The sequence below is a fragment of the Agrobacterium sp. 20P9.1.2 genome, from assembly GCF_057799395.1.
On sequence record NZ_JBYOKI010000001.1, the window covers coordinates 121473 to 135999 of the forward strand.

Below are 14527 nucleotides of genomic sequence, written 5' to 3' on the forward strand. Positions count from 1 at the left end.
TTATAGGGCTATGCCAAAACTATAGCCCGTATGAAATGGATATCGGCATCAATGGCCACGAAAGACCTGGATTTCTCCGCAATACTGGATGTCGATGCGCTGAAGCGGGAATGCGAAACCGTGTTTCAGGGCGATGGGCAGCGCGTGTCGGATGTGCGTGCCGACCTTTTGCCGATCTTCAAGAAAGCCAGCGCACAGGGCCGTGACAAGGCACGAGAACTTCTGGACACCGAAGGCGGCGGCATCGATTGTGCGCGCCGAATTTCCTGGCTTCAGGACCGGTTGATCGAAGTTCTCTATGATCTGGCCTGCACTTACGTCTATCCCAAGGATGCGCCACAGGTGGCCATAACAGCCGTTGGCGGTTACGGGCGTGGCACGCTGGCACCGGGCTCCGATATCGACCTACTGTTCTTGCTGCCGCCCAAAAATACGGCTGACATGAACAAGGCCATCGAGTTCGTTCTCTACATTCTCTGGGATATCGGCTTCAAGGTGGGCCATGCCACGCGCTCCGTGGATGAGTGCATTCGTCTGTCCAAGGCCGATATGACCATCCGCACCGCGATCCTCGAAATGCGTTCCATCTGCGGCAAACAATCGCTGGCCGATGAACTGGAGCGTCGTTTTGAAACGGAAGTCGTCACCAATAGCGGCCCCGAATTCATTGCCGCCAAACTCGCCGAGCGCGACCAGCGCCACCGCAAGGCAGGCGATACGCGCTATCTGGTGGAGCCCAACGTCAAGGAAGGCAAGGGCGGTCTGCGCGACCTGCACACGCTGTTCTGGATTGCCAAATATTATTACCATGTGCGCGACACGGCCGAACTGGTGAAGCTGGGTGTGCTGTCGAAGCGCGAATTGAAGCTGTTTGAAAAGGCCGATGATTTTCTCTGGACCGTGCGTTGCCAGATGCACTTCATCACCGGCAAGGCGGAAGAGCGGCTGTCCTTCGACATCCAGCGCGAAATCGCTGCGGCACTGAATTACCAGCCACGTCCTGGCCTGTCTGCCGTCGAACGTTTCATGAAGCACTATTTCCTCGTGGCCAAGGATGTCGGCGATCTGACACGCATCCTTTGCGCGGCACTGGAAGACAAGCAGGCCAAGGATGTTCCGGGTCTCTCAGGCGTGTTCAGCCGCTTCGCCCATCGCCTTCGCAAAATTCCGGGCTCCGACCAGTTCGTGGAAGATCGTGGCCGTATTGCGCTGGCCAATGCCGATGTGTTTCGCAGCGATCCGGTCAGCATCATCCGCCTGTTTCATGTGGCCGATATCAACAATCTGGAGCTGCACCCGGATGCGCTGCGGGTGCTGACCCGCTCTCTGGCTCTGATCAATCACGAGCTTCGCGACAATGAGGAAGCCAACCGGCTGTTCCTCTCCATCCTGACCTCACGGCGCGATCCGGCGCTGACGCTGCGGCGTATGAACGAGGCGGGTGTTCTGGGCAAATTCATCCCGGAATTCGGCAAGATCGTCGCGATGATGCAGTTCAACATGTATCACCACTATACTGTCGATGAGCATCTGATCCGCTCTGTTGCCGTGCTGTCGGAAATCGAAAAAGGTCAGGCTGTCGATACGCACCCGCTGGTCAACCAGCTGATGCCCGGGATCGAGGATCGCGACGCGCTCTACGTCGCTGTGCTGCTGCATGATGTGGCAAAGGGACGGCAGGAGGATCACTCCATTGCCGGTGCCCGCGTTGCGCGCAAACTGTGCCAGCGGTTTAGGCTTAGCAGCAAGCAGACGGAAACGGTTGTCTGGCTGATCGAGCAGCATCTGCTGATGTCGATGGTGGCGCAGACCCGCGACCTGCATGACCGCAAGACGATCACCGATTTTGCCGACAAGGTGCAGTCCATGGAGCGGCTGAAAATGCTGCTGATCCTCACCGTCTGCGACATCAGGGCCGTGGGGCCGGATGTGTGGAACGGCTGGAAGGGCCAGCTTCTGCGCACGCTCTATTACGAAACAGAGCTTCTGCTGTCGGGCGGCTTTTCGGAAACCTCCCGCAAGGAGCGCGCCAAGATTGCGCGTCAGGCGCTCTATGATTCGCTGACGGACTGGGGCCAGAAGGCACGGCGCAAATATACCGGCCTGCATTACGAGCCCTATCTTCTGTCGGTCGATCTGGAAGACCAGATCCGCCACACCCGGTTTCTCCGCGAAGCGGACAAGCAGGAAAAAGCGCTTTCCACCATGGTGCGCACCCATTCCTTCCACGCAATTACCGAAATCACCGTGCTGGCGCCGGACCATCCACGCCTTCTGTCCATCATCACAGGCGCCTGTGCTGCTGCCGGGGCCAACATCGCCGATGCGCAAATCTTCACGACTTCGGATGGGCGCGCGCTCGATACCATCCTTATCAACCGCGAATTCCCCATCGATGAGGACGAGACGCGGCGGGCCAACAATATCGGCAAGATGATCGAAGAGGTTCTGGCAGGCAAGAAGCGCGTTCCCGAGATCATCGCGACCCGCACCAAAGGTCGCAAAAAAAGCAAGACCTTCAACATTCCGCCATCCGTTACCATCTCCAATGGACTTTCCAACAAGTTCAGCGTGATCGAAGTCGAATGCCTTGATCGCACCGGTCTGCTGGCGGATATGACGGCTGTTCTGGCCGATCTGTCGCTGGATATCACCTCTGCCCGCATCACCACCTTCGGTGAGAAGGTCATCGACACTTTCTATGTGACCGATCTGTTCGGCCAGAAGGTCATGACCGATAACCGGCAGGCGAGCATCGCTTCGCGGCTGAAGGCTGTCATGGCCGAACAGGAAGACGAATTGCGAGATCGCATGCCGCCCGGCATCATCGCCCATCCCGATGTCGCGGCCTTGCCCGCCTCACGCACCGCGAAAGCTTAGATAGACAATGGGTTTGATCGCGAAATTCGCAACCGTCGGCACCGCGACGCTGGGTAGCCGGCTATTCGGCTTCGTCCGTGAGATGTTGATGGCCGCTGCGGTGGGCACCGGCCCGGTGGCCGATGCCTTCAATGCGGCCTTCCGTTTTCCCAACACCTTCCGCCGCCTGTTTGCCGAAGGGGCGTTCAACTCCGCCTTCGTGCCTCTCTTTGCCAAGGAAATCGAAGCCAATGGCATGGAGGGCGCAAAGCGCTTTTCGGAGGAGGTCTTCGGTGTTCTCTTCACGGTGCTGATGGCGCTGACGATCCTGATGGAACTGTCGATGCCCTTCATCGTGCGAACGGTGATTGCGCCGGGGTTCGTTGAAGACCCGACCAAATTCGACAACACCGTGCGGCTCGCAACCATCATGTTTCCCTATCTCGCCTGCATGTCGCTGGCGGCGATGATGGGTGGCATGCTGAATTCGCTGCATCGATATTTTGCAGCGGCGATTGCGCCTGTCTTCCTCAATATCATTCTGATTGGCGTGCTGGGCATGGCCTGGTGGAAAAGCTACGATCCGCTTCAGGTCGGTTATGCCCTGTCCTGGGGCGTGATGGCCGCCGGTTTCGTGCAACTGGCCATCGTCTGGATTGCCGTGCGCCATGCCGGTATCAAGATCGGCTTTCGCCGCCCGCGCATGACCGGCAATGTCAAACGCCTGCTGGTTCTGGCACTGCCCGCCGCCATTACCGGCGGCATCACCCAGATCAATCTTCTGATCAACACCAATATCGCCTCGGGCAAAGAGGGCGTCATCTCCTCGCTTGCCTATGCGGATCGCATCTATCAGCTGCCGCTCGGCGTCGTCGGCATTGCGGTGGCGACCGTGCTGCTGCCTGAACTGGCGCGCGCCCTGCGTGGCGGCCATCAGGTGGAAGCCGCCAATCTGCAAAACCGCTCGGTCGAATTCGTGATGTTCCTGACCCTGCCAGCCGCAGCCGCCCTGCTTGTCATGGCCGAACCGATCGTGCGGTTCTTGTATGAGCGCGGTAATTTCTCGCCCTCCGCCACCATTACGGTTGCGCAAATCCTCGGCATTTACGGGCTTGGGCTGCCTGCCTTCGTGCTGATCAAGGCCTTCATTCCCGGCTTCTTCGCCCGCGAAGACACCCGCACGCCGATGATTTTTGCGGCGGTTTCCGTGGTCGTCAACGTGTCGCTGGCGCTCACCCTGTTCCCGTCCTATGGCGGGCCGGGTATTGCAACGGCGGAAATTACCGCAGGCTGGGTCAATGCCGCCCTTCTTTTCGGCATGCTGCTGTGGCGCGGCCATTGGAAGCTCGACATTCCGCTCCTGACCCGCATTCCCCGGCTGCTGTTTGCAGCGGCGGTCATGGCTATCGCTATCCACTATGCGCTCGCCTATCTCGCCTTCGAGCTGTCATCCGCATCCTCTATCGCGGTGCGGGCCGGAACGCTGGTCGGTCTCGTCTTTGCAGCGATGATCCTTTATTTCGGAATGGCTTTCCTTACGGGTGGTGCAAGTCTTGGCATGGTCAAGCGCGGATTGAAGCGCAAACCAAAGGCCGTCGTGGAAGACCAGGGGAATTAATGGCCGCTTTTTCATCGTCCAGGCAGATCGCTTTGGTGACGCTCGTTGTTGATGATTACGACAGGGCAAAGGCGTTCTATTGCGACCTCTTAGGTTTCGACTGCGTGTCCGATGAGCCGCTTCCAGACGGAAAACGTTGGGTGGTGGTGACGCCACAGGCAAGCCTCGGCTTCGGCCTTTTGCTGGCACAGGCAGATGGCGCGCAACAGACCGACGCCATCGGCAACCAGACCGGCGGGCGCGTCGGTTTCTTTCTCCATACGGATGATTTTGCAGCCGATTTTGCACTTATGACGGCAAGGGGCATCCGGTTTCTGGAAGAGCCGCGCCATGAGGTGTATGGCTCCGTCGCCGTCTTTGAAGATCTTTACGGTAACACATGGGATCTGTTGCAGCCCGCGCGTTGAAATCACGGAAACCCCTTGATTGCAGGCTGTTGCGGGTGCATAAGCGCGGCCAATTTGAAACCGAGTCTGAAACATAGGGCAAGGCCCTCCACAAGCCTTTTCGAGGATGATCATGAACGCATTCAAGCCGCTGGTTTTCTCAGGCGTCCAGCCGACCGGAAACCTCCATCTCGGCAATTATCTCGGTGCCATCCGCAAATTCGTTGCGCTTCAGGAAGACAATGACTGCATCTACTGCGTCGTGGATATGCACGCCATTACCGCACAGCTGGTGCATGCGGACCTGAAGGCGCAGACGCGCTCGATTGCAGCGGCCTTCATTGCGGCGGGCATCGATCCGGTCAAGCACATCGTCTTCAACCAGTCGGCGGTGCCGCAGCATGCGGAACTGGCATGGGTGTTCAACTGTGTGGCGCGCATCGGCTGGATGGAGCGTATGACGCAGTTCAAGGACAAGTCCGGCAAGAATGCCGAACAGGTCTCTTTGGGTCTGCTTGCCTATCCAAGCCTGATGGCTGCCGACATTCTGGTCTACCGCGCGACGCATGTTCCTGTCGGTGACGATCAGAAGCAGCATCTGGAACTGGCGCGCGATATTGCCCAGAAGTTCAACATCGATTTCAGCGACAATATCCGCACGAACGGTCTCGGCGTCGATATCACTGTCGGCAATGAGCCGGTTCATGCCTATTTCCCGATGGTGGAGCCGTTGATCGGTGGTCCTGCACCGCGCGTCATGTCCTTGAAGGACGGCACGAAGAAAATGTCGAAGTCCGATCCGTCCGACCTGTCGCGCATCAACCTGATGGACGATGTCGATGCGATCTCCAGAAAGATCAAGAAGGCAAAGACCGACCCGGATGCGCTGCCAAGCGAAGTGGATGGCCTGAAGGGCCGTGCGGAAGCGGAAAACCTCGTCGGCATCTATGCGGCCCTGTCCGACAAGACCAAGGCCGAAGTTCTCTTAGAATTCGGCGGTCAACAGTTCTCGGCTTTCAAACCGGCGCTGGTCGATCTGGCGGTCAATGTTCTCGCTCCGATCAATGGCGAAATGCGCCGCCTGCTGGACGATGTCAGCCATATCGACGCGATCCTGAAGCAGGGTGGCGAGCGGGCTGGCGCGATGGCAGAAAAAACCATGAACGAGGTGCGCGACATCATCGGCTTCCTGCGTTGACACGCAGAAGCATTTTTTAATCCTGGGATTTGATATAAAGTCCGCCCGAACCGCCGGGCGGCTTTGGCCGTGACGGCGAAAACAGGAGTATGCAATGGTATCGAAACGGCTTTCGCGTCTCGAAGGACACCGCCGCAAATTTCTGGCGGTTATTGACGGAACACCCGAATGCGAAAGGGCCGTTCATTATGCCGGGCGTCGCGCCAAGAATTCCAATGGCGCTCTGGTGCTTCTCTATGTGATCCCGGAAGGCGACTTCCAGCAATGGCTCGGCGTCGAGCAGATCATGCGGGCCGAAGCGCTCGAAGAGGCTGAGGCGTCGCTGGCCAAGGTGGCGCAGAAGGTGCGTGAGAGTGTGGGCATCGAGCCGGAAGCGGTGATCCGCGAAGGCAATGCCGCCGAGCAGATCCACGGGCTGATCGAAGAAGATCGCGATATCGCCATTCTGGTTCTGGCGGCGGGATCGACCAAGGATGGTCCGGGTCCGCTGGTGTCTTCCATTGCCGGGCGCGGGGCTGCGTTCCCCATTCCGGTAACGGTTCTGCCGGACACTTTGACAGATGAGGAAATCGACGCGCTCTGCTAAAGAGTGGAAGGGCGCGATGCAGATTTCTTGACTATGTTTATCATGTCAGGACTTGAAGTCAGGCTTCGTCCGGCGTATTTTGGAAGTATTCTAAATTCCGGGATGTCTTCCTGACGTCCTGAAGGAGATTGCAATGTTCATTCAGACGGAATCCACGCCGAACCCGGCAACGCTGAAGTTTCTTCCCGGCAAGGTCGTTCTAGAGAGCGGCACGGCGGAGTTCCTGAATGCCGCGCAGGCGCAAGCCTCGCCGCTGGCTGCGGTTCTGTTCGAAATTCCGGGCGTGACCGGCGTTTATTACGGCTTCGATTTCATCACCGTCAGCAAGGACGGCGCGGAATGGCAGCATCTGAAGCCCGCCATCCTCGGCTCGATCATGGAACATTTCATGTCCGGCCGCCCGCTAATGGGTACGGCTGTTGCGGCTGAGATTTCCGATGAGGAAGAAGAGTTCTTCGAAGCAGGCGATGAGACCATCGTCGCCACAATCAAGGAACTTTTGGAAACCCGCGTTCGTCCTGCCGTTGCGCAGGATGGTGGTGACATCACCTTCCGCGGTTTCCGCGATGGCACCGTCTTCCTCAACATGAAGGGCGCATGCTCCGGCTGCCCGTCTTCCACGGCAACGTTGAAGCATGGTGTGCAGAACCTGCTGCGCCACTTTGTGCCTGAGGTACAAGAGGTCGAGGCCGTCTGATACAGAGGCGACTCAAGCGATGATCGTTCTATCCATCGACACGTCGGGTGTGGATTGCTCCGCCTGTCTCTATGACAGTGCTGAGGATGTCGTGCTGGGTGAAGTCACCGAGAATATCGGCAAGGGCCATGCGGAACTGCTGATGGGCATCATCGATGGTGCGCTAGAGCAGGCGTCCGTGGCGCTGAAAGATGTCGAGCGGATCGCTGTTACTATCGGTCCGGGTTCCTTTACCGGCATTCGCGTCGGTGTGGCGGCGGCGCGTGGCTTTGCCCTGTCGCTGGGCATCGAGGCCGTGGGCATCACCACACTCGAAACACTGGCGGCGCATTACCACGCTCAAAATCCTGGCCTGCCGGTGGCAGTCGGGCTGGATGCCAAGCGTGACGAGGCCTATCTCCAGACCTTTGCGGCGGATGGATCGCCCTTGAGCGAGCCAGCGCTTTTGTCGCTGGACGATGCGAAAGCTGCGCTTGCGGGCTTCGCGGGCACCGTGATCGGTTCTGCCGCACCGCTTTTTGCGGGTGGCGAAACGGGCTCCGGGCCGGACAGGTTTGCGATTGCGACGGTTGCCCGTCTGGGTGCGCAAAAGCCTGAAGGCATGCCGAAGCCCGCACCGCTTTATCTGCGCGGACCGGATGCAAAGCCGCAGGCAGGATTTGCGCTGGAACGCCGCCCGGTTGCCTGATACGGCCATTCAGAGTTTGGATGCGGATGATTCCCTGCAATGTTTGACGATTATCTCAGCTGGAAACCGTTTTTCGAAGTCGTGACGATGGAGCACGCTGACTGCGCCGATGTTGCCACCCTCCATCAAGAGCGCTTTCCGCGACCGTGGAGCGACGGCGAATTTTCGAGCCTTCTGGGTCAATCCAGCGTGTTCGGTTTCATCGCGCGCCAGACCAATGCGTTTTTCAGCAAGCCGCTGGGTGGTTTCGTTCTGTCGCGCGAAGCAGGTGGAGAGGCCGAAATCCTGACCGTTGCCGTCAGCGACAAGTTTGCCCGCTCCGGCCTCGGCTGGCGGCTGATGCAGGCGGCGATGCGCGAAGCGAGTATGCGTGGCGCAGAAACCATGTTTCTGGAGGTGGATGGCGGCAATCTGTCGGCCATCGGTCTCTATAAAAAGCTCGGCTTCAAGACGGTGGCCGAGCGGCAGGCTTACTACACAGCGAAAGACGGTACGAAATCGACGGCGCTTGTCATGCGTCGTGATCTTCGCTAGTTCGTGTAGACATTGAAATCAGCGCTTTGCGCCATCCAACGGAAGCATCTGGAAGCCGGACGACGTGATAGACCTCTCTAAAACCCTGGAAGAACTTTGTGCCGAGCGCGGTATGCGCATGACCGATCAGCGTCGTGTGATTGCCCGCGTTCTCCAGGAATCCGACGATCACCCAGACGTCGAAGAGCTGTATCGCCGGTCGTCCGCGGTTGATCCGCGCATCTCCATTTCCACGGTCTATCGCACGGTCAAGCTGTTCGAAGACGCCGGTATTATCGAGCGGCATGACTTTCGTGACGGTCGTTCGCGCTATGAGACCATGCCGGAAGAGCATCACGATCATCTGATCGATCTGAAGCATGGTGTGGTGATCGAGTTTCATTCCCCGGAAATCGAAGCGCTTCAGGAAAAGATCGCCCGTGAACACGGCTTCAAGCTGGTGGATCACAGGCTCGAACTCTATGGTGTTCCGCTCAAGCCCGAAGAAAACTGAACCGGACATGGGGCCACGGAGCGAATGAAGCGATGATGTGGCTGCGGGTTATCTATCTGGTCGTCCTTCTGGCGCTGGTCACATTGGTCCTGCTGCCTGTGCAGCTTCTGGCCCTTTGTTTCGATTGGCCGATCAGGCGTCGTCTGCCGCGCTGGTGGCACAGGGTCGCCTGCCACGGGCTGGGCATCAAGGTTCATGTTCACGGTTCGCTGGAGCGGGCAAAGCCGCTGCTTCTGGTGGTCAATCATGTGTCGTGGAAGGACATCATGATTGTTGGCAGCGTGGCCGATGTGGCGTTTATCGCCAAGACGGAAGTGCGCCACTGGCCGATCTTCGGGGTTTTGGCCCGTTTGCAGAAAACCATTTTCGTAGCGCGCGAGCAGAAGCGTGCCGCAGGCGTGCAGGTCAACGAGATCGCGGAACGTCTGGCGGGCGGCGAAATCGTCGTTCTATTTCCTGAAGGAACGACGTCCGACGGCAACCGGCTGCTGCCCATCAAGTCATCGCTGTTCGGTGCGGCCTCCAGTGCGGCCGATCAGGTGCCGGGGCAGATGGTCTATGTCCAGCCCATGGCGATTGCCTATACCGGCATTCAGGGCATGGCGATGGGGCGTTACCACCGCAGCGTCGCAGCTTGGCCCGGCAGTCTGGAATTGCTGCCATCGCTTTTCGGGCTGATGAAGGCGGGCGCTATCGATGTGGACGTCTCCTTCGGCGACGCCATTCCCTTCCACCGGGGTGATAATCGCAAGACCCTGAGCGCGGATGCGACGGCGTCTCTGCGGGCCATGTTGAATTTCTCTTTGCGCGGCGGATGGCGAAAGTCTCGTTGATTCCCTGTTTTCAGCATCGGATTGTCGGAAAACCGCGATACGCTTTTCGGTCCGATGCCGTGATTCCACATTTTTCTGTTTAATCTGGCGCTCAAAATCATTAGATAGCGGCCATGACCCAGGAAACAATCGGCCTCGAGGCCGCCCCAACTGCTCTTCGCGAAGGCGCAAACAGCCGTAAGGTCTTTATCAAGACCTATGGCTGTCAGATGAATGTCTATGATTCCGTTCGCATGAGCGATGCTCTGGCGAAGGACGGCTACGTGCCGACCGAAGACATGGGTGAGGCGGATCTGGTTCTTCTCAACACCTGTCACATCCGCGAAAAAGCCGCCGAGAAGGTCTACTCCGCACTGGGCCGTCTTCGCGACATGAAGAAATCCCGCGAGGAGCAGGGCCGCGAATTCATGATCGGCGTGGCCGGTTGTGTGGCGCAGGCCGAGGGCGAGGAAATTCTGCGCCGTGCACCGGCGGTCGATGTGGTCATCGGCCCGCAGACCTACCACCGCCTGCCGGAAGCCTTGAAGCGCGTGCGTGGCGGCGAGCGCGTCATCGAAACCGAATATGCGGTTGAAGACAAGTTCGACCATTTGCCGGTCGCGGAAAAGTCGAAGCTGCGTGCGCGTGGCGTAACAGCCTTTCTGACGGTGCAGGAAGGCTGCGACAAGTTCTGTACCTTCTGCGTGGTGCCCTATACGCGCGGGTCGGAAGTTTCGCGGCCCGTGCACCAGATCGTCGATGAGGCCATGAAGCTGGCGGATGCCGGCGTGCGCGAAATCACGCTGCTGGGCCAAAACGTCAATGCCTGGCGCGGAACCGGGCCGAAGGGTGAGCAATGGGGCCTTGCCGAACTGCTTTATCGTCTGGCCGAAATTCCCGGTCTTGCGCGCCTGCGTTACACGACCAGCCACCCGCGTGACATGGATGACCAGCTGATTGGCGCGCATCGCGATCTGCGCAGCCTGATGCCTTATCTGCATCTGCCGGTGCAATCCGGCTCGGACCGAATTCTGAAAGCCATGAACCGTCGCCACACCGGCGAGGAGTATATTAGGCTTGTTGAAAAGATTCGTGGCGCCCGCCCTGATATTGCCATGTCCGGGGATTTTATTGTTGGTTTCCCCGGTGAGACGGATCAGGATTTCGAAGATACACTCGCCATCGTGGATCATGTGAAATACGCGCAGGCCTTTTCGTTCAAATATTCGACACGCCCCGGCACGCCGGGGGCGGATTTGACCGATCAGGTACCCGAGGATGTGAAGGCCGAAAGGCTGGAGCGACTACAGGCTTTGTTGCTGAAACAGCAGCATGACTTTGCCGGATCGCTGGTCGGCAAGACCATGGATGTGCTGCTGGAAAAGCCGGGCCGGATGCCTGGCCAGTTGATCGGACGATCTCCTTGGCTGCAATCTGTGAATCTTGATGCAAACGACATGAAAATCGGCGACATTATTCATGTACGAATCACCGCAACGGGTCCAAACAGCTTGTTTGCCGAGGTGGCATAAAGCTAGAGTGAGGAACCCACACTGATTAGGACGGGAGCCTGACCGCTTGAACGCACACGAATTGGTATCACCCTCATCGCGCCAGCCACGCCCAGCCGCGACCGACGCCAATCACTTCGTCCTCACGTTCGAGAATAACAGGATAGCCGGAGAGCTATTCGGTCAGTTCGATCAAAACCTGAAATTGCTGGAACAGCGACTGAACATCGATGCGCGCCCGCGCGGCAACTCTGTTGCCATTACCGGCGAACTGGTTGCCACCAATCAGGCACGCAGGGCGCTGGATTTCCTCTATCAGCGTCTGCTGAAGGGCGGAAGCGTAGAGGAATCGGACGTCGAAGGTGCCATCCGAATGGCGGTGGCTGCCGACGATCAGTTGACCCTGCCGACCATGGAACGCAAAGCCAAGGTTTCTATGGCGCAGATTTCTACCCGCAAGAAGACCATCGCGGCCCGCACGCCGACGCAGGACGTCTATATGCGGGCGCTGGAACAGTCGGAACTGGTCTTCGGCGTCGGCCCTGCCGGTACGGGCAAGACCTATCTGGCCGTGGCACACGCCGCCCAGCTTCTGGAACGGGGCGTGGTGGATCGCATCATCCTGTCGCGTCCAGCCGTGGAAGCGGGTGAACGTCTGGGCTTCCTGCCCGGCGACATGAAGGAAAAGGTCGATCCTTACCTTCGCCCGCTCTATGACGCGCTGTACGACATGATGCCGGGCGACAAGGTGGAGCGTGCCATTCAGGCCGGCGTCATCGAAATCGCGCCGCTCGCCTTCATGCGCGGACGCACGCTTGCCAATGCTGCGGTCATTCTCGATGAGGCCCAGAACACCACGACGATGCAGATGAAGATGTTTCTGACGCGTCTGGGTGAAAACGGTCGCATGATCGTGACCGGTGACCCGAGCCAGGTGGACTTGCCACGCGGCGTGAAATCCGGCCTCGTGGAAGCGCTGCAAATCCTGCCCGATGTCGAAGGTGTGTCCGTCGTTCGCTTCAAGGACGTCGATGTCGTTCGCCATCCGATGGTCGCACGCATCGTCCGCGCCTATGAAGCTCAGACAGCAGTGCCCGACGAAAGCCTGCCAAGAGGCACGTGATTTTAGATTTTCGTCATCCTCGGGCTTGTCCCGAGGATCTGCTACGCCTCACTTGTCTCAACGTGATTAGATCCTCGGGACAAGCCCGAGGATGACGGAACACTGGGAAGACGTTTTCATGATGGAAGCGGCCTTCAAAAATATTTTGTAACGGCCGCTAACGGGAAACTAAAAAGCATAAGCATGACTGTGCTGGAAATTCAAATCAGTGTTGAGGCCGAAAACTGGACCTCGGAAGAAGAGCTTTATGCCTTCAGCACGAAGGTGCTGGATGCGGCTGTCGATTTTCTGAAAGCGGAAGAGAATCAGCCCTTTCCGAAACAGCCGACCGAGCTGTCGCTGGTTTTTACGGATGACGAAGCCATTCGCGAAATTAATGCCGAATGGCGCGACAAGGACAAGGCGACGAATGTCCTGTCTTTTCCGGCCTATCCGCTGGAGCCGGGCGGCATGCCGGGGCCGATGCTGGGTGATATCGTCATCGCGCGCGAGACTGTTGAGCGCGAGGCCCTTGATCTGGAGAAGAGTTTCGAGGATCATTTGACACATCTTCTGGTGCATGGATTTTTGCATCTTTTCGGTTACGATCATCTGGACACCGAAGAAGCGGAAGAAATGGAAGGGCTTGAGACTCGCATTTTGGCGAAGCTTGGTCTATCTGATCCCTATGCGGGACAGGAACCGCTTTGATTTAACAGTTTGGGACCATGAACGAACATTCGGCACGACCGCCCCTGGAGGGCAAAGACACCGGGGAACAATCCTCATCGGAGGAGGGCAGTAGTCCCTTACGGCAGGACTATCAGGCCAAACCCAGAGCCAGCATCTGGTCTCGCATCTCGAGGCTTCTAAAGCCATCGCAGGGCGAGCGTCTTCGAGAAGACATTACCGACGCGCTGATGACCGATACCGAAATCGGTGCCGCGTTTACGCCCGAAGAGCGGGCGATGCTCAACAACATCCTGCGTTTCCGGGAAGTCCGCGTCGAGGACATCATGATCCCGCGCGTCGATATTGACGGGCTCGATCAGGACATGACCATCGGCGAAGCGATGATCCTGTTTGAAGAAACGGGCCGCTCGCGCATGCCTGTCTATGACGAGACGCTGGATAACCCCAAGGGCATGATCCATATTCGCGATCTTCTGTCCTTCATCGGCAAGCAGGCCCGCAACAAGCGCCGCGTCGGTTCGCGTGCCGCCGCAGGTGGCGAAGCCAAGGCTGCGAAATCGCCCCGCGCCAATTTCGACCTTGCCCGCGTCGATCTGGAAAAAACGCTGGCGGAAGCGGGCATCATCCGCAAAATCCTCTTTGCGCCACCTTCCATGCTGGCCTCGACGCTTCTCAAGACCATGCAGGCGCAGCGCACCCAGCTGGCGCTTGTCATCGATGAGTATGGTGGCACCGACGGTCTCGTCAGCCATGAAGACATCGTGGAAATGGTCATTGGCGACATCGACGACGAGCACGACAAGGACGAGACCATGTTCTCGCGTCTGTCTGCCGACGTTCTGATTGCCGATGCGCGTGCCGAGCTGACCGAACTGGCCGAGGCCATCGGCCCGGATTTCGATGTGCGGGAACATATCGAGGAAATCGATACGCTGGGCGGTCTGATTTTCTTCGCGCTGGGCCGCATTCCGGTCAAGGGCGAAGTGGTCCGGGCCGTGTCCGGTTTCGAATTCCATATTCTGGATGCCGATTCCCGCCGCATCAAGGGCGTGCGCATCGTGCGCAATCAGTCCTCCGAGGGCGAGGATGACCAGGCGCCTGCCGAAGCGGTGAGCGATGTCGTGCTGGCGCTGCCAGCCCCGACCAGCCGTGCGGATAGTGCGTCCGCCTGAATTTAAGGCAATGATTTCAGATTGAAGGCCGCGGACTGTTCGTTCTGCGGCCTTTCTGTTTCGGGCCGGTGCGTGTCTGTAAGATAGGCGAAGTGGAGCCTGTGGACGCGCGCTTTTTTTTACAGTAAGTCCCGTTAAGCAGACGGTGTCGCCTCCCGTGTATCTTGTGTCGGACGGT

14 protein-coding genes are annotated in these 14527 nt (G+C 58.4%); all 14 read left to right on the plus strand.

The window, feature by feature from the left end:
• The first annotated feature begins 51 nt into the window (after positions 1-51).
• The 14 genes from AC27VJ_RS00555 to AC27VJ_RS00620 all read left to right on the plus strand — a co-directional run bounded on the left by AC27VJ_RS00555 (position 52) and on the right by AC27VJ_RS00620 (position 14349).
• Positions 52-2880, plus strand: a complete 2829-nt coding sequence (locus AC27VJ_RS00555) for a [protein-PII] uridylyltransferase (RefSeq protein ID WP_488682402.1) — start codon at positions 52-54, stop codon at positions 2878-2880.
• A gap of 7 nt (positions 2881-2887) precedes the next feature.
• Positions 2888-4477 (plus strand): murein biosynthesis integral membrane protein MurJ, encoded by a 1590-nt coding sequence (gene murJ / locus AC27VJ_RS00560; RefSeq protein WP_488682403.1) that lies wholly within the window; start codon positions 2888-2890, stop codon positions 4475-4477.
• The gene (locus tag AC27VJ_RS00565; protein ID WP_488682404.1) at positions 4477-4884 is read left to right on the plus strand and encodes a VOC family protein; all 408 of its coding nucleotides are present in this window, start codon (positions 4477-4479) and stop codon (positions 4882-4884) included. Before murJ ends, AC27VJ_RS00565 begins: the two co-directional genes overlap by 1 nt.
• 112 nt (positions 4885-4996) lie before the next feature.
• Complete coding sequence (gene trpS / locus AC27VJ_RS00570; RefSeq protein ID WP_113087320.1) at positions 4997-6061, plus strand: tryptophan--tRNA ligase; 1065 nt, start codon at positions 4997-4999, stop codon at positions 6059-6061.
• 94 nt (positions 6062-6155) lie between these two features.
• Positions 6156-6647: a universal stress protein gene (locus tag AC27VJ_RS00575; protein WP_062451584.1), complete on the plus strand. Its 492-nt coding sequence runs from the start codon at positions 6156-6158 to the stop codon at positions 6645-6647.
• 133 nt (positions 6648-6780) lie between these two features.
• Positions 6781-7344 (plus strand): NifU family protein, encoded by a 564-nt coding sequence (locus tag AC27VJ_RS00580; protein WP_062451583.1) that lies wholly within the window; start codon positions 6781-6783, stop codon positions 7342-7344.
• 19 nt (positions 7345-7363) lie between these two features.
• Entirely contained in the window at positions 7364-8032 is a 669-nt protein-coding gene (gene tsaB / locus AC27VJ_RS00585; RefSeq protein WP_488682405.1) for a tRNA (adenosine(37)-N6)-threonylcarbamoyltransferase complex dimerization subunit type 1 TsaB, read from the plus strand.
• A 39-nt stretch (positions 8033-8071) separates the two neighbouring features.
• Positions 8072-8566, plus strand: a complete 495-nt coding sequence (locus AC27VJ_RS00590; RefSeq protein ID WP_488682406.1) for a GNAT family N-acetyltransferase — start codon at positions 8072-8074, stop codon at positions 8564-8566.
• 64 nt (positions 8567-8630) lie between these two features.
• A complete protein-coding gene (locus AC27VJ_RS00595; protein ID WP_113087234.1) occupies positions 8631-9059 on the plus strand; it encodes a Fur family transcriptional regulator in 429 nt (142 codons plus the stop codon).
• 32 nt (positions 9060-9091) lie between these two features.
• A complete protein-coding gene (olsA, locus tag AC27VJ_RS00600) occupies positions 9092-9892 on the plus strand; it encodes a lyso-ornithine lipid O-acyltransferase (RefSeq protein ID WP_488682408.1) in 801 nt (266 codons plus the stop codon).
• A 113-nt stretch (positions 9893-10005) separates the two neighbouring features.
• Positions 10006-11403, plus strand: coding sequence for a tRNA (N6-isopentenyl adenosine(37)-C2)-methylthiotransferase MiaB (miaB, locus tag AC27VJ_RS00605; RefSeq protein WP_488682409.1), 1398 nt, complete (start codon positions 10006-10008; stop codon positions 11401-11403).
• A gap of 46 nt (positions 11404-11449) precedes the next feature.
• Positions 11450-12505 carry a PhoH family protein gene (locus tag AC27VJ_RS00610; RefSeq protein ID WP_488682410.1) on the plus strand — a complete coding sequence of 352 codons (1056 nt, stop codon included), beginning with the start codon at positions 11450-11452 and terminating at the stop codon, positions 12503-12505.
• A gap of 183 nt (positions 12506-12688) precedes the next feature.
• Positions 12689-13195 carry an rRNA maturation RNase YbeY gene (gene ybeY / locus AC27VJ_RS00615; protein ID WP_488682411.1) on the plus strand — a complete coding sequence of 169 codons (507 nt, stop codon included), beginning with the start codon at positions 12689-12691 and terminating at the stop codon, positions 13193-13195.
• A 17-nt stretch (positions 13196-13212) separates the two neighbouring features.
• Positions 13213-14349, plus strand: coding sequence for a hemolysin family protein (locus AC27VJ_RS00620; protein ID WP_488682412.1), 1137 nt, complete (start codon positions 13213-13215; stop codon positions 14347-14349).
• Positions 14350-14527 lie beyond the last annotated feature (178 nt).